This is a genomic window from Frigoribacterium sp. MEB024 (assembly GCF_000878135.1).
Taxonomy (GTDB): Bacteria; Actinomycetota; Actinomycetes; order Actinomycetales; family Microbacteriaceae; genus Frigoribacterium.
This window is the reverse complement of the sequence record NZ_JXQZ01000051.1, coordinates 1-19,173: the sequence shown is the minus strand read 5'-3', so window position 1 is coordinate 19,173 and position 19,173 is coordinate 1. Positions and strand designations below refer to the sequence as shown.

The following is a 19,173-nucleotide window of genomic DNA, read 5'->3' as shown; positions in this document are numbered from 1 at the left end:
ATCTCGGTGGTCACGTCGACCAACGTCTACGGCGACATCGCCACGACCGTCGGAGGCGACCTGGTCGACGTCACGAGCATCATCAGCGACCCCTCGCAGGACCCGCACTCGTACGAGGCCGACGCCCGCACGCAGCTGGCCGTCTCGAAGGCCGACGTGGTCGTCGAGAACGGCGGCGGCTACGACTCGTTCGTCGACACGATGGTCGACGCGAGCGGCACCGACGCCACCGTGGTCAACGCGGTCGACGTCTCGGGGCTCGACCCCGAGGCCGGACACGACGACCACGCCGACGAGGCCACCGACGCCGCGAGCGACGACGCCACCCCCGAGGCCGACGACCACGCCGACCACGACCACGACGCGTTCAACGAGCACGTGTTCTACAGCCTGCCGAGCATGGCGAAGCTCGCCATGGCCCTGGCCGACGAGTTCGGCCGCGTCGACACGGCGAACGCCGACACCTTCACCGCGAACGCCGAGGCCTTCGGCACGAAGATCGCCGACCTGGAGGCGCAGGCCGCGTCGATCAAGTCGGCCCACGACGGCGACCCGGTCGCCTACACCGAGCCCGTGCCCGGCTACCTCTTCGACGCCATGGGCCTGGTCAACGTGACGCCGGCGGAGTTCTCCGAGGCCATCGAGGAGGGCGACGACGTCTCGCCCGCCGTGCTCAACGACACCCTCAAGCTCTTCACCGACGGAAAGGTCGACCTGCTCGCCTACAACGAGCAGACCTCGAGCCCCGAGACCGAGCAGGTCGAGAAGGCCGCGACCGACGCCGGCGTCGCCATCGTGCCGGTCACCGAGCTGCTGCCCGAGGGGGAAGACTACGTGGCATGGCAACAGAGCAACATCGACGCGATCTCGGCGGCCCTCGGCGAGTGACCGACCCGTCCGGCGCGACCTCCGTCGCCGCCGCCACCCGCGCCTCCTCGGCCGGTGGCGGCGGCGACGCCGTGCTGCGCCTCCGCGACGCCGGGGTCTCGTTCGGCGCCCGCACGCTCTGGTCGGGGCTCGACCTCGACGTGCGGCCGGGCGAGTTCATCGCCGTGCTCGGGCCGAACGGCGCGGGCAAGACGACGATGCTGCGCACCATCCTCGGGCAACAGCAGCTGACCGAGGGCAGCATCGAGTTCCTCGGCCGACCGGTCGGGCGCGGCCACCGCCGCATCGGCTACGTGCCGCAGCAACGGCTGATGGAGTCCGGCACCCCGCTGCGCGCCCGCGACATGATCGCGCTCGGCATCACGGGTCACCGCTGGGGGCCGCGCCGCGAGTCGGCCACCGAACGGGCTCGCATCGACGCCCTGGTCGACGAGGTCGGCGCGACGTCGTTCGCGACCTCGCCGGTCGCCAGCCTCAGCGGCGGCGAGCAACAGCGAACGCGCGTCGGTCAGGCCCTGGCCGCCGAGCCGGCCCTGTTGCTCTGCGACGAACCCCTCATCTCGCTCGACCTGCGCCACCAGCGCGAGGTCACCCGCCTGATCGACGAGCAGCGGCACGCCCGCAACGCCGCGGTCGTGTTCGTCACGCACGACGTCAACCCCATCCTCGACGTGGTCGACCGCGTGCTCTATCTCGCCGGGGGCCGGTTCCGCATCGGCACGCCCGACGAGGTGCTGCGCGCCGACGTGCTGAGCGACCTCTACGGCACCCCGGTCGACGTGATCCGCACCATGGGCCGCATCGTGATCGTCGGCAGCCACGACGGGCACGACCACCACGCGGACGAGCACCACGACGACGAAGGGCTCGTCCGATGACCGACCTGTGGTCGCAGCTGTTCAGCTTCCAGGACTTCGGCGAGCTGCTCGTGCTGGTGCGCAACAGCGTCATCGCGGGCGCCGTGCTCGGCCTGGTGGGCGGCCTGATCGGGCCCTTCGTGATCACGCGCAACATGCCCTTCGCGGTGCACGGCATCAGCGAGCTCTCGTTCGCCGGCGCCGCGGCCGCCCTGCTGATCGGCGTCGACGTCGTCAGCGGTTCGCTCGTCGGCAGCCTGATCGCCGCCCTGCTGATCGGGCTGCTGGGCACCCGGGCACGGGAGCGCAACTCGATCATCGCGGTGCTCATGCCGTTCGGCCTGGGCCTCGGCATCCTCTTCCTGGCGCTCTACCGGGGGCGGTCGGCCAACAAGTTCGGGCTGCTGACCGGCCAGATCGTGTCGGTCGACAACCCGCAGCTGGGCTGGCTGGTCGCCATCTCGGCCGTCGTGATCGTCACGCTGATCGTCATCTGGCGTCCGCTGACCTTCGCCAGCGTCGACCCCGACGTCGCCGCGGCGGCGGGTGTTCCCGTGCGCACGCTCGGCATCGTCTTCATGCTCGTGCTGGGCCTGTCGGTCGCGGTGTCGGTGCAGATCATCGGGGCGCTGCTCGTCCTCTCGCTGCTCGTGACACCCGCCGCGGCCGCGCTGAGGCTGACCGTGAACCCGCGACTCGTGCCCGTGCTGAGCGTGACCTTCGCCGTCGTCTCGGTCGTCGGCGGCATCCTGCTCGCCCTCGGCGGCGGCCTGCCGATCAGCCCCTACGTCACCACGATCTCGTTCACGATCTGGCTCGTCTGCCGCCTGGTCAGCTGGCGTCGGACGACCGCCGCCGTGAAGCAGCGCAGGGGCCCGCGGGTACCCTTGGCCTCGACCGGGGTCTGACACAGAGAGGCAGGACGACGTGGTGGTCCGACGCAACACGTGGCAACGCGAGGCCGTGCGAGAAGCACTCGGCACGAGCGAGGGGTTCGTCAGCGCCCAGGCGCTGCACGCCCACCTGCGCGAGACCGGCATCGGCCTGGCCACGGTCTACCGGGCCCTGGCAGACCTCGCCGCCGACGGCTCGGCCGACTCCCTGCAACAAGAGGGCGAGAGCCTCTACCGCGCCTGCACCCCGGGCACGCACCACCACCACCTCATCTGCCGCAACTGCGGCACCACCGTCGAGATCGAGGCCGACGAGGTCGAGACCTGGGCCCAGCACGTCGCCGCGCTGCACGGGTTCACCGAGGCGCAGCACGTGGTCGACGTGTTCGGCCTGTGCCCCGCGTGCACGGCCGAGGCCCGTGCGGCGGCCGACGCCTCCGCGATCCGCTGAACCGCGCCTCCTCGTTCCCGCGCCTCGCGTCCGCACGGCCTCGCCGGCCGGGCCGAGGAGGTGCGGGTTGCGTGGGTCCGGGCGTGTCGCGTAAGCTCTCCCTTTGGTTGGGCGCTCTCTGCGCCCATGTGCACCGCCTCCCGGCACCATCGCCCGATCCTTCGATCGGGCAAGGGGGACCGGCGCGCCGACAAGTGACCTTGGGTGAGGGCTCCGGCCCTCACGGTATCTACGGAGGAAAACCATGGCAGCAACCTGCCAGGTGACCGGAGCCGTTCCCGGCTTCGGACACAACATCTCGCACTCGCACCGACGCACCAAGCGTCGTTTCGACCCGAACATCCAGAAGAAGACGTACTACGTGCCGTCGCTTCGTCGTAACGTGACGCTGCAGCTCAGCGCCAAGGGCATCAAGGTCATCGACGCTCGTGGCATCGAGTCGGTCGTCAAGGACCTGCTCGCTCGTGGGGAGAAGATCTAATGGCTCGTCAACAGGACGTCCGTCCCATCATCAAGCTCCGCTCGACGGCGGGCACCGGTTTCACGTACGTGACCAAGAAGAACCGTCGCAACAACCCCGACCGTCTCGTGCTGAAGAAGTACGACCCGGTGATTCGCAAGCACGTCGAATTCCGCGAGGAGCGCTAAAAATGGCCAAGAAGAGCATGATCGCCAAGAACAACCAGCGCGCCGAGATCGTGGCCCGCTACGCCGAGAAGCGTCTCGAGCTGAAGAAGGCCCTGATCGACCCGAACGGTTCCGACGAGAGCCGCGAGGCCGCTCGCCTCGGTCTGCAGAAGCTGCCGCGCAACGCGTCGCCGGTCCGCCTCCGCAACCGCGACTCGGTCGACGGCCGCCCCCGCGGTCACCTCAAGGCCTACGGCATCAGCCGCGTGCGGTTCCGCGACATGGCCCACCGTGGCGAGTTGCCGGGCATCACGAAGTCTTCCTGGTAGGTTTCAACCGGTTCCACAGGGCCCTCGGCTCTCTGGTCTCGATCGCACAGGCATGGTGAACGCCGTGTCTCGTCACACCGAATGAAGTCCGAGGAGGACATTTACATGGCTGACAAGTCACTGAACCGTACCGAGCTCGTCGCAGCTGTCGCATCCGAGTCCGGCCAGAGCCAGGCCGCCGTCAGCGGCGTCGTCGACGCGTTCTTCTCCGTCGTCTCGAAGTCGGTCGCCGACGGCACGAAGGTCACCATCCCCGGGTGGATCGCCTTCGAGAAGACGCACCGCGCCGCTCGCACCGGCCGCAACCCGCAGACGGGTGAGGCCCTCGAGATCGCCGCCAGCGACAGCGTCAAGGTCAGCGCCGGCAGCAAGCTCAAGGCTGCCGTCAAGTAGTCCTCGCTCTCACGAGCACCCGAGAAGGGGCGTGACGACCATCGGTCGTCCCGCCCCTTCTCTCGTTCCGATCACTCGACGTCGAGCGACGACCCTCACCCCCGCCTGTTCACCAGGCGATCCGACTTACCCTGGTAGACGATGCCCAGACTCGCTCGTACCACGGCGCCCGCACTGCTCGTGCTGGTGGCGTTCGCGTCCCTCCTCGCCGCGCTGAAGTTCGGCGGGGCGGCCGACGCGCCCCTCGTCGTCGACCCCGGCGAGGTCGTGCGCTACGGCCTGCCCATGGCCAAGATGCTGGGCAACATCGGTGCGGCCCTCACCATCGGCACGCTCTTCCTGACGTGTTTCGCACTCACCCGACGCGAAGCGGAGTACGACCGCGCCCTGGACGTCGCCGCCGCCGCGGCGGGTTTCTGGGCCGTCGCCTCGGCGATCACCACCTTCTTCACGTTCCTCAGCGTCGCCAACGTGCCGGTCACCTTCGACGACCAGTTCGGGCGGACGCTCGCGTTCTTCCTGACGAACACCGAGCTCGGCATCGCCTGGCTCATCACGACGCTGATCGCCGCGACCGTCACCGTGCTCTGCTTCATCGTCCGCAACATCTGGTTGATCGTCGCCGTGACGGTGCTCGCCGCCGGCGGGCTCATCCCCCTCGCCGAGCAGGGCCACGCGGCCGGCACGAGTGGCCACGACGCCGCCGTCACCGACCTCGCCCTGCACCTGGTCGGAGCGTCGGTCTGGTTGGGCGGCCTGCTCGCCATCGTGCTGCTGCGCGGGCACCTCTCGAGCGGGCGGCTGGCGATCGTGCTCGCGCGCTACTCGAGCGTGGCCATCGTCTGCTTCGTGGTCGTCGCGGTGTCGGGCATCGGCAGCGCCGCCATCCGCATCGGCGACTGGTCGGCCCTGACGTCGGGCTACGGCGTGCTCGTACTCGTCAAGACGTTCGCCCTCGTCGCTCTGGGCTTGTTCGGCGTCGTGCAGCGCCGGTGGCTCGTCGGCCGCCTCGCCACCCACCCCAAGGCGACGGCCAAGCTCTTCTGGTGGTTCGTCACCGCCGAGCTCGCCTTCATGGGGCTCGCCTCCGGAGTCGCCGCGGCACTCGCCCGGACGGCCACCCCGGTCGAGCAGGTCGCGGCGGCCGACCTGGCCGATCCGACCCCCGCGGTCATCCTCACCGAAGAGGCCCTGCCGCCCGAGCTGACGCCCCTGCGCTACCTCACCGAGTGGAACGTCGACCTGCTCTGGGGCCTGCTCTGCGCCTTCGGCGTCTTCTTCTACCTGGCCGGCGTCGTGCGCCTGCACCGCCGCGGCGACCGCTGGCCGGTCGGCCGGACCGTCTCGTGGGTGGCGGGCCTCGTCGTGCTGTTCTACATCACCTGCGGTGCCCCGAACGTCTACGAGGAGTACCTCTTCAGCACGCACATGCTCGCGCACATGGCGCTGGGCATGCTCGTACCCGTGCTGCTCGTGCCCGGCGCACCGGTCACGCTCGCGCTGCGCACCATCAAGAAGCGCAGCGACGGCACGCGGGGCGGTCGTGAGTGGATCATGATCCTGGTGCACTCGCGGTTCGCGACGTTCGTCAGCAACCCGATCATCTCGGCGGTGCTGTTCGCGGGCTCGCTGTGGGCGTTCTACTACACGCCGTTGTTCAGCTGGGCGACGACCACGCACATCGGCCACTACTGGATGATCGTGCACTTCCTGATCACCGGTTACCTCTTCGTGCAGTCGATGATCGGCATCGACCCGGTCAAGGGTCGACTCCCCTACCCCGCCCGGCTCGTCGTGCTGCTCGGGACCATGGCGTTCCACGCGTTCTTCGGCCTGGGCATCATGAGCGCCACGGGCCTCTTCCTGGCCGACTGGTACGGCGCCATGGGCCGCACCTGGGGGCCGACCCCGATGCAGGACCAGTACGTCGCCGGCGGCATCGCCTGGAGCGTGGGCGAGATCCCGACGATCGTCATGGCCATCGCCGTGGCGATCATGTGGAGCCGCAGCGACGGTCGAGAGGCCGTCCGCAAGGACCGCCAGGCCGAGCGCGACGACGACGCCGAGCTCAGGGCGTACAACGAGCAGCTCGAGGCGCTGTCACACCAGCGCGAGCGCACCCGCTGACGCCCCGAGGAGGCGCGGGTCGGGTCAGGCGAGCATCTCGCGTACCAGCGGAACGACCTTCGTGCCGTACAGCTCGATGCTGCGCATCATGAGCTCGTGCGGCAGGCGGCCCATGCTGTACCGCATGTCGAAGCGCGTCGCGCCGAGCAGGCGCATGTTCTGCGCGATCTTCGTGGCGACGGTCTCGGGCGAACCCACGTAGAGCGCACCGGTCGAGCTGGCGCTGGCCTCGTACTGCGCACGGCTGTAGGGGGGCCAGCCGCGTTCGCGACCGAGCTGGTTCGTCTGCTCTTCTTGGTACGGGAACAGCGCCTCCTTGGCTTCGGCGTCGGTCTCGGCCACGAAACCGGGCGAGTGCATCGCGATCGGCTGCGAGTCGTGGCCGAACTCGCCGAGGGCGCGTCGGTAGAGGTCGGCGTAGGGCGCGAACTGGGCGGGCTGGCCGCCGATGATCGCGAGGAAGAGCGGGAAGCCGTAGTGCGCGGCACGGATGACCGACTGCGGCGATCCGCCGACGCCGACCCAGGTGCGGATCGAGCCGCCCTCGGTCTTCGGGTAGACCTCTTGTGCGTCGAGGCCGGCGCGGACGGTACCCGACCAGGTCGTCGGCCCCTCTTTCAGCAGTTCGGCGAAGAGCTGGATCTTCTCCTCGAAGAGCACCTCGTAGTCCTGCAGGTCGAGACCGAAGAGCGGGAACGACTCGGTGAACGAGCCGCGGCCGAGGATGACCTCGGCGCGGCCGTTCGAGATCGCGTCGACCGTGGCGAAGCGCTGGAACACGCGCACGGGGTCGTCCGAGCTGAGGACGGTGACGGCCGAGCCCAGGCGGATCGTCTTCGTGCGGGCGGCGATCGCGGCGAGCACGACCTCGGGTGCCGAGACGGCGAAGTCCTTGCGGTGGTGCTCGCCGACGCCGATGAAGTCGAGGCCCACCTCGTCGGCCAGGACGGCCTGTTCGACCAGGTTGCGGATGGCCTGGGCGTGGGTGACCGGGCTGCCGTCGAGGCGGTCGGTGATGTCGCCGAAGGTGTCGAGGCCGAACTCGAGGGGGTGTGCCATGCGGGTGCTCTCCAAATTCATACGTTTGCATCATTCTAGCCGATGGAGGGCGATCGCGGGAGGGGGCGCGATGCACGCGCCCGTGGCCCACCCGGTGCCCGGGCGGCGGGTGCTCGGGCGCGGGGTGCCCGGGCGCGGGGTGCCCGGGCGCCGGGGTCAGAGGCGGTCGAGCGGGTTCGCGGCGATCCGGTCGCGCATGCCACCCCGGATCGTCCGACCGGCCTCGGACCCGGGCTTCCGGTGCGCCTGCGCGGACATCAGCCCACCGAACTCGACACCGAAGCCGTCGCGCGGCAGTCGGTCGACGAGGGCGGCGACCAGCTCGGTCGGCCAGTCGTCGCCGCCCACCCCCGACACGTCGAGGCTCGTCGCCCGCTCGAGCAGGTGCCCCTCGACGTCGAGGCCGGGCGAGACCGCGGGCCACATGTGCCGCACGACGACCTCGGCCACCCGTCGCGAGCGGTCGGACGACCACCCCGCCCCGGTCGCGAACACACGGGCGACCTCTCCCCCGGCCCGCTCGAAGGGCTCGGCATGGCTGTCGAACGGGCCGGCCAGTCCGACGTCGTGCAGCGCCGCCGCCACGAACAGCAACTCGTGGTCGAACTCCAGACCCTCGAGTCGCCCCAGGGCCACGGCGAGCGCCGCCGAGCGAAGGCTGTGCGCGAGCAGGGCCGGACTCGACACGACGGCGGCCGCCTCGAGGGCGCGGGCGGCCACGGGCGTAGGAGGCGCGAGCAGGTCGTCGAGGACGGCGGCGGTCGGGCGGGGCTCGGCGGTCGGGCGGGGCTCGGCGTTCGGGCGGGGCTCGGCGGTCATGGCAGGAACTCTACGAATGGACACGTCCTGCCACGAGTGGCAGTCTTGCCAGCACGCGTCGACATCCCGCCAGCCCGCCAGCCCGCCAGCCCGCCACGATGTGGACACGACGCCACGAGAAAAGATGGCGCGGTGTCCACTTCGTGGCGGTGTGCGGCTCGCCCCACCCCAGGAGACCCCATGTCCCCGTTCCGCACCGTCGCCACGATCGTGGCCGACGGCGTCGCGCCCTTCGAGTTCGGGGTGCTCTGCGAGGTGTTCGGCCTCGACCGGACCGACGAGGGCGCGCCTCCGTTCGAGCACCGCATCGTGACCGAGCACCCCGGGCTCGTCCGCACGAACCAGGGCTTCTCGATCACGGTCGACCTCGACCTGGGCGCCGCGGTCGACGCCGACGTCGTCTGCGTGCCGGCCCTGTGGAACCGGCCCGACCAGGCCGAGCTCGTCTCGCCGGCCGTGCGCGAGCTGCTCGTCGCGGCCGAGGCGCGCGGGGCGTGGTTGCTCAGCGTGTGCAGCGGGGCGTTCGTGCTGGCCGAGGCCGGGCTGCTCGACGGCCGCCGGGCGACGACCCACTGGCGCTACTCGGATGCCCTGCAGCGCGATCATCCCGCGGTCGAGGTCGACGCCGACGTGCTCTTCGTCGAGGACCGCCGAGTCATCACGAGCGCCGGCACGGCCGCCGGCATCGACGCCTGCCTGCACCTCGTCCGCCGCGAGCACGGCGTCGCCGCCGCGAACGTGATCGCCCGCCGGATGGTCGTGCCGCCGCACCGCGACGGTGGCCAGAGCCAGTTCATCAAGACCCCGCTCCCGGTCGAGGTCGACGACTCGCTGGCCCCGCTCACGGACTGGATGCTCGGACACCTCCGCGACGACCTGAGCATCGAGGGGTTGGCCGCGAGGGCGCACATGTCGCCGCGCACCTTCGCCCGTCGCTTCAAGGCCGAGCTGGGGGCGACGCCCGGGGCGTGGCTCACCCGCCAGCGCCTCCTGCGGGCGCAGGAGCTGCTCGAGGCGACCGGGCTCGGCATCGACGCGATCGCCGACCAGGTCGGCTTCGGTTCGGCGGCCGTCCTGCGCCACCACTTCGCGCGTGTGCTCGGCACGACCCCGCGCGCCTACCGCTCGACCTTCGGCGGCGTCGACGACGTGCGCGACCTCGCGGGGGCGGGAGCCGCCAGCGCCTGAACGGGACGGTCCGTGACGGGACGATCCGTGACGGGACGGTCCTTGACGGGACGGTCCTTGACAGGCCGACCCGCGCCTCCTAGGTTAACTACTCAAGTAGCTAACCAAAGGAGCAGTCGTGCTCGACGACGGGACGCCGATCTTCCAGCAACTCGCTGCGCAGATCGAGAAGGACGTGCTCGACGGCACCTACGCCGACGAGGCACCGGTGGCGTCGACCACCGAGCTCGCCGCGTTCTACCGGATCAACCCGGCCACGGCAGGCAAGGCCGTCAACCTGCTGGTCGACCGCGGCATCCTCTACAAGCGCCGGGGCGTCGGCATGTTCGTCGCGACCGGTGCCCGCGAGCGGCTGGCCGAACACCGACGGGCCCGCTTCGCCGACGAGTACGTGCGCCCGCTGGTGGCCGAGGCACGCGCGCTGGGCATCGACGCCGCCGCCCTCCACCACCTGATCGAAGAAGAGGACCAGTCATGAGCCCTGTGATCGAGATCACCGACCTGAGCCGTCGTTACGGCTCCTCGCGCGCCCTGGACGGCGTCGACCTCAGCGTCGACGAGGGCGTCATCTGCGGCCTCCTCGGCCGCAACGGTGCCGGCAAGACGACGCTGATGGCCTGCGTGGCCGGCCAGGAACGGCCGTCGGGAGGCGCGGTGCGGGTCTTCGGCCGAGAGCCCGCGGACCACGCCGACGTCCTGTCGCGGGTGTCGTTCGTGCGCGACAGCCAGCGATACCCGGACGGCTTCAGACTGAAGCACGTGCTCTCGGTGGCACCGGCCTTCCACCGCGGGTGGGACGCCGCCCTCGCCCGCGACCTCGCCGCCGACCTGCGGGTGCCCGAGAAGACCGACCTGAAGAAGATGTCTCGCGGGCAGCTGTCCGCCGCGTCGATCGTGATCGGCATGGCCTCGCGGGCACCGCTGACGATCTTCGACGAGCCCTACCTCGGACTGGACGCCACGGCCCGGCAGCTGTTCTACGACCGCCTGCTCGCCGACTACTCGGCCCACCCCCGGACGATCCTGCTCTCGACCCACCTGATCGACGAGATGGAGGCCCTGCTCGAACGGGTGGTCGTGCTCGACGAGGGCCGGGTGCGCCTGGACTCCGACGTCGACCAGGCGCGGGCTTCCGCCTACCAGGTCGCCGGGACGGCATCCGCCGTCGACCGGTTCGCCGCCGGGCGCCGCCTCCTGTCGCAGCACGCGGTCGGCGGACTGAAGACGGCGGTGGTCGACGGCGTCGCCGACCACACCACGCGAACCGATGCCGCCGCGGCGGGAGTCGAGCTCTCGGGGGTCTCACTGCAACAGGTCGTCGCGGCCCTCGGCTCGCGCGACACCGAACTCGAAGGGGTCGCCTCGTGAACCGCATCCTGCCCGTCGTCCGACTGCAGTTCGCCCGTCGGCGCAGCGCGCTGCTCGTGCCGTTGCTCATCGTCGCCATCACGTTCGCCGTCACCGTGGTGATCCAGGTCACGCTGCAGCGCTCGGGCGCCTACGACGACGGCGCCTCGTACGCCACCGGCGCACGCTTCAACCCGGGGGTCGTGTGGGCCCAGTCCGGGTACCTCGTCGCCATGGGCGTGGCCTCGGTCGCGTCGACCTTCCCCCTCGCCGCCTCGTTCGGGGCGACGCGACGGGCGTTCGCGCTGGGCACCGCCGTGACCCACACCCTCGTCGCGCTCTACCTGACCGGGGTGTTCGCCGCCCTGCTCGCGCTCGAGGTGCTGACCGACCACTGGTTCGGCGGTTTCTACGTCTTCGACGTCAACGTCCTCGGTGCCGGCGACCTGGGCGTGCTCGTCCCGATCGTGTTCCTCGGCGCCCTCGTCGCCCAGACGGCCGGCGGGGTGTTCGGAGCGGCCTGGCTGCGGTTCGGGCCGCGGGGCCCGCTGGGCATCTCGATCGGCGTCGTGCTCGTGCTGGCCGTCGCGCTCCTGGCCGCCGGCCCCTCGCTGCCCGCCGTGTTCGCGAGCTACCAGAGCTGGTGGGCGGCGCTCACCGCGGCACTGCTCGCGGCGGCGGCGATCGCGGGGACGTTCGCGTTCTTGCGCCGCGCCTCCGTCCGCTGACGCGAGGGCCGGGTCAGTCGAACGTCAGCTCGTCGGACGTGCTGATGCGCATCAGGTACGTGACCGTGAACGGGACGTCCTCGTCGATCGTGTAGCGCTTGCCGTCGAAGAGCGACTGGGCACCGACGACGAGGTGGGCCGTGCCGGCCACCCCCGGCACCTGCCACTGTCCCGACGGACCCGGCACGATCGAGACGACGGGGTGCACCGGCACCGTCCACGTCGGATCGTCGGTGACCCGGTCGTCGACCTGGCGTCCGAAGGGGCACCCGGCCGGCAACAGCACCTGCTGCGTGACGCACTGCTCGTCGAGCTGCTGGTCGACCATGTCCTGCACGGCCTCGACGAACGCCTCCCGGGGCTGGACCTCGATCGACACCGCCGACGTCGCCCCCACCGTGAGCACGTCGGCCTCGACGGTCGGCGCCTCGAGGTAGCGCGACGAGTGGTCGAGCTCGAACCGCGACGGCGCCAGGACCGTGAACCGGGTCGCGACGTCGGGGGCGTCGGTCGTGATGTCCCGGCCGTCCACCGTGAAGCGGGAGTCGTGCTGGGGCGTCACGTCGAGCTGGGCCGTGGGCGCCTGCACGAAGCGCCACGAGTGGAAGAGCCCGAACCGGGTGCCGACCCGCTGCACGACGAACTGCGACTGCGCGGGGGCCTCGGCCGTGGCCGACGTGCCCTGCATCGAGTACGAGAGCGTGATCGCGTGGGTGTCGTCACCGAGGTCGACGTCGCCCACCTCGGTCACGTCGTCGACGCCGCCGAGCGAGGGCACCTCGAGCAGCGCGTCGGCCAGCTGGTCGGTCGGCGCGACGCCCGCGAGGGTCAAGGCGCTCGACGTGTCGCCGCGGTCGACGGCCGCCACGTAGCCGCGGGCGAACCCGGCGGCGCTGTAGACGGTGGCGTTCAGGGCCACGACGGTGACCCAGAAACCGATCAGCACGAAGAGCAGCGCCCCGCCCCAGATCGCGACGAACGGCCAGCCGAGCGGTGGGCGCGTCTCCTCCCCCACAGACGACGACATGACGACAACAATAGGAGGCGCGGGTCACGAACTCCCGAGCACCACCGCCGTCGCGGGTAGATTGGTGGCCTCCCCCACCCCCTCCCGAAAGGTGCTCGTCGTCGTGAGCGTGGCCCTCTCCGCCGAACAGCAGGCGCTGTACGACGCGATCGAGAACACCCGCGAGCACATCTTCGTCACGGGCCGGGCAGGCACGGGCAAGTCGACGCTGCTGAACCACCTGTCGTGGAACACCTCGAAGCAGATCGTCATCTGCGCCCCTACAGGTGTCGCCGCCCTCAACGTCGGCGGCCAGACGATCCACTCGCTGTTCCGCCTCTCGGTGGGGCTCATCGCCGACCACGACATCGAGCAGAACGCCGAGCTGCGCAAGCTGCTGAACACCATCGACACGCTCGTCATCGACGAGGTCTCAATGGTCAACGCCGACCTGATGGACGCCATCGACCGCTCGCTGCGCCAGGCCCGGCAGCGCAAGCACGAGCCGTTCGGCGGCGTGCAGGTCGTGCTGTTCGGCGACCCGTACCAACTGCCGCCGGTGCCAGGCGACGCCGAAGAGCGCGAGTACTTCCGCGACAACTACCGCTCGATGTGGTTCTTCGACGCCAAGGTCTGGGCCGAGGCGAGTCTGCGCATCTACGAGCTGGCCTTCATCCACCGCCAGACCGAGGGCGACTTCAAAGAGATGCTGAACGCCGTGCGGCACGGTCGGGTCACGGCCGAGATCGCCGGGGCGCTGAACGGCGCCGGGGCCCGCCCCGTGCCGACCGACGGCGGGGCCATCACCCTGGCCACGCGCAACGACACGGTCAACCGCATCAACAAGGTCGAGCTCGATCGCCTGTCGGGCAAGGTGATGACCGCCAAGGCCGAGGTCAGCGGCGAGTTCGGCGGGCGGGCCTACCCGGCCGACGAGGCCCTCGAGCTCAAGGTCGGGGCCCGGGTGATGTTCCTCCGCAACGACTCCGAGCAGCGGTGGGTCAACGGCACCACGGGCGTCGTCACCCGGGTGCGCGACACCGTCTTCGTCGAGGTCGACGGCGAAGTGCACGAGGTGCAGCCCGTCGTGTGGGAGAAGCACAAGTACTCGTACTCGGCGACCACCAAGCAGCTCAAGAAAGACGTCGTGGCCGAGTTCACGCAGTTCCCGCTGCGTCTCGCCTGGGCCGTCACGATCCACAAGTCCCAGGGCAAGACCTACGACCGGGCCATCGTCGACCTCGGCTCGCGGGTGTTCAGCGCGGGGCAGACCTACGTCGCCCTCAGCCGCATCACCTCGCTCGAGGGGCTGTACCTCTCGCGCCCGCTGCGGCCGGCCGACATCATCGTCGACCTCGACGTGCGGCGCTTCATGAGCGAGGCGTCGCGCGTACCGGCCATCAAGGCAGCCGCCGACGCCGGCGTGGGCGACGGCACGGCGACCGCCGCCACGGGCTGACCGCCCGGTACGACCAGGCATCGGCCGTCACGGGCGGGCCACCCGGCACGACCGGGCATCGGCCCGGTGGCTCGGGCCGTCGGCCTGTCGGCCCGATGGCTCGGCCCCTCGGCCCGATGGCTCGGCCCCTCGGCCCGGTGGCTCGGCCCCTCGGCCCGGTGGCTCGGCCCGTCGGCCTGTCGGCGATCGGCTAGGCCGCGGCCTTCGCGGCGGCGAGGTCGGTGAACAGCTCGGTGCTGAAACGGTACGCGGCGCAGACCTCGTCGAGCACGTGCTCGCGCTCGTCGGCCGACCAGGCCACGGCATCGAGCTGGCGACGGTAGGTCGTCTTGAACGACTTCGGCTCGGCGATCTCGGCGAAGAGGAAGAACCCGACGCCGTTCGTGTCGAACCCGAACCGGCGCTGCAGGATGCTGCGGATCAGGTGTCCGCCGGACAGGTCGCCGAGGCAGCGCGTGTAGTGGTGCGCGATGAAGCCGCCGGCCCAGGTCGACGCCTGCTCGATGCGGTCGACGTACGCACGGGTGGTCGGCAGCGGCGAGATGCGGGCCCGCCAGCCGTCACCCAGCAGGAACGCCAGGTCGGCCTCGATGGCCGGCAACCGGGTCAGCCCCGGGGCGAGGAACGGAGCCACGACCGGGTCGCCCGACCACCGCACGGCGGCGTCCTCGAGGGCGGCGTAGACGAAGTAGTGCTGGGCGAGCAGCTGCACGTAGTCGTCCCGCGTGCCCCGGCCGATCAGCAGGTCGGTCATGAACGAGCAGCCGACGTCGGCGGGGACCCGCTCGGCCGTGCGCTCGCGCACCGCCTCGGAGAAGGGGATGACGACGGTCATGGTGCGCACCTCCTGGGTCACCTGGGTTAGGTGACCCTAACCCTAGCCAGGGAGGCGCGATGCCGGTAGCCCCCGGGGCCGATCTCGGCAGACGTGCAGCCGGCCCGCAGCCCGTCGAGAGGTGCGGCGCACCGCGGCGCGGGTCAGCGGCGGCGGCGCTCGGCCCCCACGGCGGTGGCGAGCAGCAACAGGCCGCCGACCAGGTGCGTGATGTTGTCGCCGAGGTTGAACGCCAGGAAGTTGACGTCGGTGCCCTCGAGGAAGAAGCCGACGACGCCGAAGATGACGAAGATCAGGCCGATCCAGGTGTTGATGTAGCGGGCGCTGGCCCGCGAGGACGCCCCCGCGATGATCAGGGCGGCGCCGGCCAGCACCCAGACGACGACCAGCGCGGGGTTGAGGTTCCAGACGAACCAGAGCGAGGCGCCCTGCGTGGAGAAGAACGTGCCCATGTCCTCGACGAGGAACCCGATGGCGCCGAGCAGCAGGAACACCGTGCCGACGAACAGCCCGGCCCCGCGGTTGGGCGACTCGCGGATCGTCGGCTCGTAGGGGGCCGGGGTCGCGGTCGTCGTGGTGCCGTGGGTGCTGCTCATGGTGAAGGTGCCTCTCGTCAGGTGGGTCAGCGTCCAGTATGCCCGCCACCCGCGGCGGGCCGTCCGACCCGGACGGGCGCGGGGCTGGCAAGATCGACCCCATGACCCCGACGCCCCTCCGCCTGGTCGTGGCGATCAACCCCGGCGCCTCCGCCGGCGGCCGGAAGCACCTCGCCGACGGGGTGCTCGCCGGGCTCCGCGGTGCCGGCCACACGGTCGTGCCGCTCACCGAGTCGAGCTACGACGACCTCGTGGCCGCCGCCCGTCGCGAGCTCGACCCGGACCACGGCGAGCGACCCGACGCACTGATCGTCGTCGGTGGCGACGGCATGGTGAACCTCGGGGCCAACCTCGTCGCGGGCACCGACGTGCCGCTGGGACTGGTGCCGACGGGCACCGGCAACGACACGGCCCGGGCCTTCGGGCTGCCCCACGACGACGCCGAGGCCGCCACGCGCCTCCTGGTCCGGCTGCTCGAGGGCGAGCCCACCACGATCGACGCCGGACGCGTGCTGCAGGCCGACGGCCGGGCCACCTGGTTCGCGTGCATGGTCTCGGCCGGCTTCGACGCCGTCGTGAACGAGCGGGCCAACCGGCTGAGCTGGCCGAAGGGGCGCCGACGCTACGACGTCGCGCTCGCCATCGAGCTGGTGCGCCTGCCGCGCATCTCGTACCGCCTCGAGCTCGACGGGGTCGCCTCGACCGTCGAGGGCACCCTGATCTCGGTCGGCAACGGCCAGTCGCTCGGCGGCGGCATGAAGGTCACGCCCGACGCCGTGCTCGACGACGGACTGCTCGACGTGCTCGTGGTCGAGCGGCTGACGCGCTGGCAGTTCGTGCGGCTGTTCCCGAGCGTGTTCCGCGGCACCCACCTGAGCCACCCGAATGTGACGGTGCACCGCGTGCGTCGTGCGGTGATCGAGGCCGACGGGGTCGCCGCCTACGCCGACGGCGAGCGCGTCGGGCCGCTGCCCGTCACGGTCGAGGTCGTCCCCGGCGCCCTGCGCGTCTACGCCGCCATCGGTCGCTGACCGTCGGCACGAGCCGAGGAGGCGCGCTCGGCGGCGAGACGACCACACGCCCCGGGCGCCCACGGCCTCAGCCGCGGTGCAGCGTCTCGCGGGGGTACTCGCCGAACCGCTGCTGGTACGCGGCCGAGAACCGGCCGAGGTGGGCGAAGGCCCAGTGCCGGGCCACGTCGGCGACGGTCGTGGCGTTCGGGGCGGCCGCCCGCAGCGCGTCGTGCACGCGCTCGAGGCGGATCTCGCGGAGGTAGGCCGTGGGCGTGGTGTCGAGGTGACGACTGAACGCCTGTTGCAGCCCCCGGGCGGTGAGCCCCGCCTCCCGGGCGATGTCCACGGCCGAGATCGGCAGGTGGGCGCTGGCGTGCATGTACTCCACGGCGAGGCGGAGGCTCGCGTTGCGCGGAGCCAGCAGCGCCGCGGGCATCTGGGTCGAGGTGTGGGCGAAGGTGTCGAGCAGGGCCACCGCGCCCATCCGGGCCATCTCGGTGCGCATCAGGTCGCTCGGTTCACCGGAGCCGAGGTAGGCGCGTCCGATCAGACGGACCGTGGCGTGCCAGGCCTGCACCGCGGCGGACGAGACGGGGGCGGCATGGTCGAAGCGGAGCGTGCCGGGCATGATGCCGTGGCGCTCGGCCGCGACCTCGTCGACGACCGACTTCGAGAGGTGCAACAGGCTCTGGTTGACGTCCTCGGTCGTGAACTCGAACTCGCGCCCCTCGGGGAAGAGGATCGGTCGCCCGACGGCGCCGGCCACCTCGTCGCGACCGTTGTCGACGGTCGATCGTCCGTCGAGCAACCAGTGCACGACGTGCTCGTCTCCCGCGGCTGCCTGCCCGTCGACGCGGCCCATGAACATCGTCGACCGCAGGGTCATCGCGCCGTCGCCGACGATCGTGTGGCGGAACGCGAAGGGGGCCTCGGTCGGGGCGACGTGGAAGTCGCGACCGTTGTACCCGGCGCTCAGGATGTCGACGGCCTCGTCCAGGTCACGACCACGCGCGTCGAAGCGGATCTTGTCGTCCTGGGCAGCCATCTCAGCGAATTGTTGCACGCACTCCAAAGTTCGTACCAGTCGGCCCGAGGGGGGTTGACAGCGACTGCCGCGCCGTCTAATGAGCTCCCCTTCCTGACGACACCCGCACCCGCACGCGCACCCGCACGTGCACGCGCACCCGCACCCGCACGCGGCGGCAACTCCTGACCGGTGCTGCGACGCACGCACCAGCATCCCTCGCTCCCGCGCGATCCGCTGCGGGAGGCAGGACTTCTCGACGAGGGGTCGACCCGGTCGCTTCGGTCGGCGACTTCGGCCTTCGCCAGGAGCCGCGAGGTCGAGGCGCACCTCAGACGTTCTCGGCACCCGGGGCAGGGGGGCCGGTCACCCGGGCGACGCGTCGGACCTTAGCCCGGGCTCGGGCTCGGGCTCGGGCGATGCATCCTCCCCAACGACGTCGCCGAGCCGTCCTTCAACACCCGCGGACGACGGCTCGACCCGAGGCCCGCGTCGTCGACACGCTCGTGGACCATGACAACGATCGCCGAACTCGTCTCAGCGGCCGGAGGACTCCTCCACAAACACGACCTGGTCGCCCTGGGCGCCACCGACCGACACCTGACCGTCGCGGTCCGTTCACGCACGGTCAGCAGACCCCGGCGTGGGTGGTACTCCACCTGGGAGCGTGGAGATCCCCGATACGTCGCGGTCGCCGTGGGTGGTCGACTCACCGGCGCATCCGCGTTGCACCAGCTGGGAGCATGGACGTGGGCCCGTCCGCCGGTCACGGTGTCGGTACCCGTGACGGCTTCGCGGCTGCGACGGCGGCGTGGAGTCCGAGTCGTGTGGGACCCACTCGAACTCTCCGATCGGGGTTCGACCTGGGCCGTCGACCCTCGTGACGCCCTGGCTCGGGCAGTCGTCGAGACCCGATCGTTCGAGGATGCGGTCATCCTCGTCGACTGGGCCAGACGGGCCGGCATCGTCGACGTCGACGACGACGCAGCCGAGGTGCTGTCCCGGAGACGTGCCGACGCTGCCGGCCTCGTCGCGTGGAGCGATCCGGGCGCCGAGAGCATCCTCGAGAGCGCGGCGGGCACGAGGTTGCGACGGGCAGGGCATCACGTCACCCGCCAGGTGCCTGTTTCCGGCACCTCGAAGATCATCGACATGGTCGTCGACGGGGTCGTCGGTCTCGAGACCGATGGACGAGCGCACCACGAGACACGTTTCGACAAGGACCGACTCAAGGACGCCGACATCGCTCGCGACGGTCTGATCCCGTTCCGGGCGGGGACGGTGATGGTGAAAGACAGGTGGGGCGTGACGGTCAGCGCGATCAGGGCTCTGATCCGGACGGCGGGCGGTCCGCGACCCGTCGCGGGTGTCGGGAACTCCTCACTGCCGCGAGTGCTCGGGCCGAGAGGACGCAGGGCGTGGCGGCTCGCTCGACCTCGGCGACACACGGGTCAGGAGTTGCCAGCTGCGGCAGGCTGACGAGACGAGACGAGACGAGGCAGGGCGAGGGGGCGAGGGGGCGAGGGGGCGAGGG

22 protein-coding genes are annotated in these 19,173 nt (G+C 71.0%); 16 read left to right on the top strand and 6 right to left on the bottom strand.

Annotated features, from left to right (window positions below):
• The 9 genes from SZ60_RS11100 to SZ60_RS11060 form a co-directional block, all read left to right on the top strand.
• Window positions 1–888 (top strand): metal ABC transporter solute-binding protein, Zn/Mn family (locus tag SZ60_RS11100; RefSeq protein WP_043595964.1); only part of this gene is annotated, 888 nt, incomplete at its 5' end.
• A complete protein-coding gene (locus tag SZ60_RS11095; protein ID WP_369700706.1) occupies window positions 885–1,766 on the top strand; it encodes a metal ABC transporter ATP-binding protein in 882 nt (293 codons plus the stop codon). The genes SZ60_RS11100 and SZ60_RS11095, both read left to right, overlap by 4 nt.
• Complete coding sequence (locus SZ60_RS11090; protein ID WP_043595947.1) at window positions 1,763–2,653, top strand: metal ABC transporter permease; 891 nt, start codon at window positions 1,763–1,765, stop codon at window positions 2,651–2,653. Before SZ60_RS11095 ends, SZ60_RS11090 begins: the two co-directional genes overlap by 4 nt.
• Before the next feature lie 22 nt (window positions 2,654–2,675).
• Complete coding sequence (locus SZ60_RS11085; protein ID WP_043595961.1) at window positions 2,676–3,089, top strand: Fur family transcriptional regulator; 414 nt, start codon at window positions 2,676–2,678, stop codon at window positions 3,087–3,089.
• A 244-nt stretch (window positions 3,090–3,333) separates the two neighbouring features.
• The gene (gene rpmB, locus SZ60_RS11080) at window positions 3,334–3,570 is read left to right on the top strand and encodes a 50S ribosomal protein L28 (RefSeq protein WP_043595945.1); all 237 of its coding nucleotides are present in this window, start codon (window positions 3,334–3,336) and stop codon (window positions 3,568–3,570) included.
• Window positions 3,570–3,737 carry a 50S ribosomal protein L33 gene (gene rpmG, locus SZ60_RS11075; RefSeq protein ID WP_043595944.1) on the top strand — a complete coding sequence of 56 codons (168 nt, stop codon included), beginning with the start codon at window positions 3,570–3,572 and terminating at the stop codon, window positions 3,735–3,737. Before rpmB ends, rpmG begins: the two co-directional genes overlap by 1 nt.
• Window positions 3,738–3,739: 2 nt before the next feature.
• Window positions 3,740–4,045 (top strand): 30S ribosomal protein S14, encoded by a 306-nt coding sequence (gene rpsN / locus SZ60_RS11070; RefSeq protein WP_043595941.1) that lies wholly within the window; start codon window positions 3,740–3,742, stop codon window positions 4,043–4,045.
• Window positions 4,046–4,150: 105 nt separating this feature from the next.
• The gene (locus SZ60_RS11065) at window positions 4,151–4,438 is read left to right on the top strand and encodes an HU family DNA-binding protein (protein ID WP_043595940.1); all 288 of its coding nucleotides are present in this window, start codon (window positions 4,151–4,153) and stop codon (window positions 4,436–4,438) included.
• Window positions 4,439–4,579: 141 nt separating this feature from the next.
• Complete coding sequence (locus tag SZ60_RS11060) at window positions 4,580–6,565, top strand: cytochrome c oxidase assembly protein (RefSeq protein ID WP_043595938.1); 1,986 nt, start codon at window positions 4,580–4,582, stop codon at window positions 6,563–6,565.
• 24 nt (window positions 6,566–6,589) lie between these two features.
• Here SZ60_RS11060 and SZ60_RS11055 read toward each other — a convergent pair whose 3' ends face one another.
• Window positions 6,590–7,624 carry an LLM class flavin-dependent oxidoreductase gene (locus tag SZ60_RS11055; RefSeq protein ID WP_043595937.1) on the bottom strand — a complete coding sequence of 345 codons (1,035 nt, stop codon included), beginning with the start codon at window positions 7,622–7,624 and terminating at the stop codon, window positions 6,590–6,592.
• Between the two features lie 156 nt (window positions 7,625–7,780).
• Window positions 7,781–8,443 (bottom strand): HD domain-containing protein, encoded by a 663-nt coding sequence (locus tag SZ60_RS11050; RefSeq protein WP_082060072.1) that lies wholly within the window; start codon window positions 8,441–8,443, stop codon window positions 7,781–7,783.
• A 180-nt stretch (window positions 8,444–8,623) separates the two neighbouring features.
• On the opposite strand from SZ60_RS11050, the gene SZ60_RS11045 reads away from it, so the two are divergent.
• From SZ60_RS11045 to SZ60_RS11030, 4 genes are all read left to right on the top strand, one after another.
• Window positions 8,624–9,631, top strand: coding sequence for a GlxA family transcriptional regulator (locus tag SZ60_RS11045; RefSeq protein ID WP_043595936.1), 1,008 nt, complete (start codon window positions 8,624–8,626; stop codon window positions 9,629–9,631).
• A 118-nt stretch (window positions 9,632–9,749) separates the two neighbouring features.
• Window positions 9,750–10,109 (top strand): GntR family transcriptional regulator, encoded by a 360-nt coding sequence (locus tag SZ60_RS11040; protein WP_043595935.1) that lies wholly within the window; start codon window positions 9,750–9,752, stop codon window positions 10,107–10,109.
• Window positions 10,106–10,999, top strand: a complete 894-nt coding sequence (locus SZ60_RS11035) for an ATP-binding cassette domain-containing protein (RefSeq protein ID WP_043595934.1) — start codon at window positions 10,106–10,108, stop codon at window positions 10,997–10,999. Before SZ60_RS11040 ends, SZ60_RS11035 begins: the two co-directional genes overlap by 4 nt.
• Window positions 10,996–11,706, top strand: coding sequence for a hypothetical protein (locus SZ60_RS11030; RefSeq protein WP_043595933.1), 711 nt, complete (start codon window positions 10,996–10,998; stop codon window positions 11,704–11,706). The genes SZ60_RS11035 and SZ60_RS11030 overlap by 4 nt, the downstream gene beginning before the upstream one ends.
• Before the next feature lie 13 nt (window positions 11,707–11,719).
• Here the strand turns inward: SZ60_RS11030 and SZ60_RS11025 are convergent, their stop codons facing one another.
• A complete protein-coding gene (locus SZ60_RS11025) occupies window positions 11,720–12,733 on the bottom strand; it encodes a hypothetical protein (protein ID WP_156155588.1) in 1,014 nt (337 codons plus the stop codon).
• Window positions 12,734–12,836: 103 nt separating this feature from the next.
• Between SZ60_RS11025 and SZ60_RS11020 the strand changes: the two genes are divergently transcribed.
• Window positions 12,837–14,171 (top strand): ATP-dependent RecD-like DNA helicase, encoded by a 1,335-nt coding sequence (locus SZ60_RS11020; RefSeq protein ID WP_231567133.1) that lies wholly within the window; start codon window positions 12,837–12,839, stop codon window positions 14,169–14,171.
• Between the two features lie 190 nt (window positions 14,172–14,361).
• Here the strand turns inward: SZ60_RS11020 and SZ60_RS11015 are convergent, their stop codons facing one another.
• Both SZ60_RS11015 and SZ60_RS11010 read right to left on the bottom strand, forming a co-directional pair.
• Entirely contained in the window at window positions 14,362–15,006 is a 645-nt protein-coding gene (locus SZ60_RS11015; RefSeq protein ID WP_043595958.1) for a heme oxygenase (biliverdin-producing), read from the bottom strand.
• 143 nt (window positions 15,007–15,149) lie between these two features.
• Window positions 15,150–15,602 carry a DUF4383 domain-containing protein gene (locus tag SZ60_RS11010; RefSeq protein ID WP_082060070.1) on the bottom strand — a complete coding sequence of 151 codons (453 nt, stop codon included), beginning with the start codon at window positions 15,600–15,602 and terminating at the stop codon, window positions 15,150–15,152.
• A gap of 101 nt (window positions 15,603–15,703) precedes the next feature.
• Between SZ60_RS11010 and SZ60_RS11005 the strand changes: the two genes are divergently transcribed.
• On the top strand, window positions 15,704–16,633 hold the full coding sequence (locus SZ60_RS11005; protein ID WP_043595950.1) for a diacylglycerol kinase family protein: 930 nt from the start codon (window positions 15,704–15,706) through the stop codon (window positions 16,631–16,633).
• Between the two features lie 67 nt (window positions 16,634–16,700).
• Here the strand turns inward: SZ60_RS11005 and SZ60_RS11000 are convergent, their stop codons facing one another.
• The gene (locus SZ60_RS11000) at window positions 16,701–17,660 is read right to left on the bottom strand and encodes a helix-turn-helix transcriptional regulator (protein ID WP_052505339.1); all 960 of its coding nucleotides are present in this window, start codon (window positions 17,658–17,660) and stop codon (window positions 16,701–16,703) included.
• Window positions 17,661–18,464: 804 nt separating this feature from the next.
• Here SZ60_RS11000 and SZ60_RS10995 point away from each other — a divergent pair.
• Window positions 18,465–19,118: a hypothetical protein gene (locus SZ60_RS10995; RefSeq protein ID WP_156155587.1), complete on the top strand. Its 654-nt coding sequence runs from the start codon at window positions 18,465–18,467 to the stop codon at window positions 19,116–19,118.
• The last annotated feature ends 55 nt before the right edge of the window (window positions 19,119–19,173 follow it).

Coding starts and splice junctions, on each gene's coding strand:
- SZ60_RS11090 (WP_043595947.1), top strand. CDS start 1,763: ATGACCGACCTGTGGTCGCAGCTGTTCAGCTTCCAGGACTTCGGCGAG.
- rpmB (WP_043595945.1), top strand. CDS start 3,334: ATGGCAGCAACCTGCCAGGTGACCGGAGCCGTTCCCGGCTTCGGACAC.
- SZ60_RS11010 (WP_082060070.1), bottom strand. CDS start 15,602: ATGAGCAGCACCCACGGCACCACGACGACCGCGACCCCGGCCCCCTAC.
- SZ60_RS11045 (WP_043595936.1), top strand. CDS start 8,624: ATGTCCCCGTTCCGCACCGTCGCCACGATCGTGGCCGACGGCGTCGCG.
- SZ60_RS11050 (WP_082060072.1), bottom strand. CDS start 8,443: ATGACCGCCGAGCCCCGCCCGAACGCCGAGCCCCGCCCGACCGCCGAG.
- SZ60_RS11015 (WP_043595958.1), bottom strand. CDS start 15,006: ATGACCGTCGTCATCCCCTTCTCCGAGGCGGTGCGCGAGCGCACGGCC.
- SZ60_RS11000 (WP_052505339.1), bottom strand. CDS start 17,660: ATGGCTGCCCAGGACGACAAGATCCGCTTCGACGCGCGTGGTCGTGAC.
- SZ60_RS11005 (WP_043595950.1), top strand. CDS start 15,704: ATGACCCCGACGCCCCTCCGCCTGGTCGTGGCGATCAACCCCGGCGCC.
- rpsN (WP_043595941.1), top strand. CDS start 3,740: ATGGCCAAGAAGAGCATGATCGCCAAGAACAACCAGCGCGCCGAGATC.
- SZ60_RS11060 (WP_043595938.1), top strand. CDS start 4,580: ATGCCCAGACTCGCTCGTACCACGGCGCCCGCACTGCTCGTGCTGGTG.
- SZ60_RS11055 (WP_043595937.1), bottom strand. CDS start 7,624: ATGGCACACCCCCTCGAGTTCGGCCTCGACACCTTCGGCGACATCACC.
- rpmG (WP_043595944.1), top strand. CDS start 3,570: ATGGCTCGTCAACAGGACGTCCGTCCCATCATCAAGCTCCGCTCGACG.
- SZ60_RS11035 (WP_043595934.1), top strand. CDS start 10,106: ATGAGCCCTGTGATCGAGATCACCGACCTGAGCCGTCGTTACGGCTCC.
- SZ60_RS11065 (WP_043595940.1), top strand. CDS start 4,151: ATGGCTGACAAGTCACTGAACCGTACCGAGCTCGTCGCAGCTGTCGCA.
- SZ60_RS11025 (WP_156155588.1), bottom strand. CDS start 12,733: ATGTCGTCGTCTGTGGGGGAGGAGACGCGCCCACCGCTCGGCTGGCCG.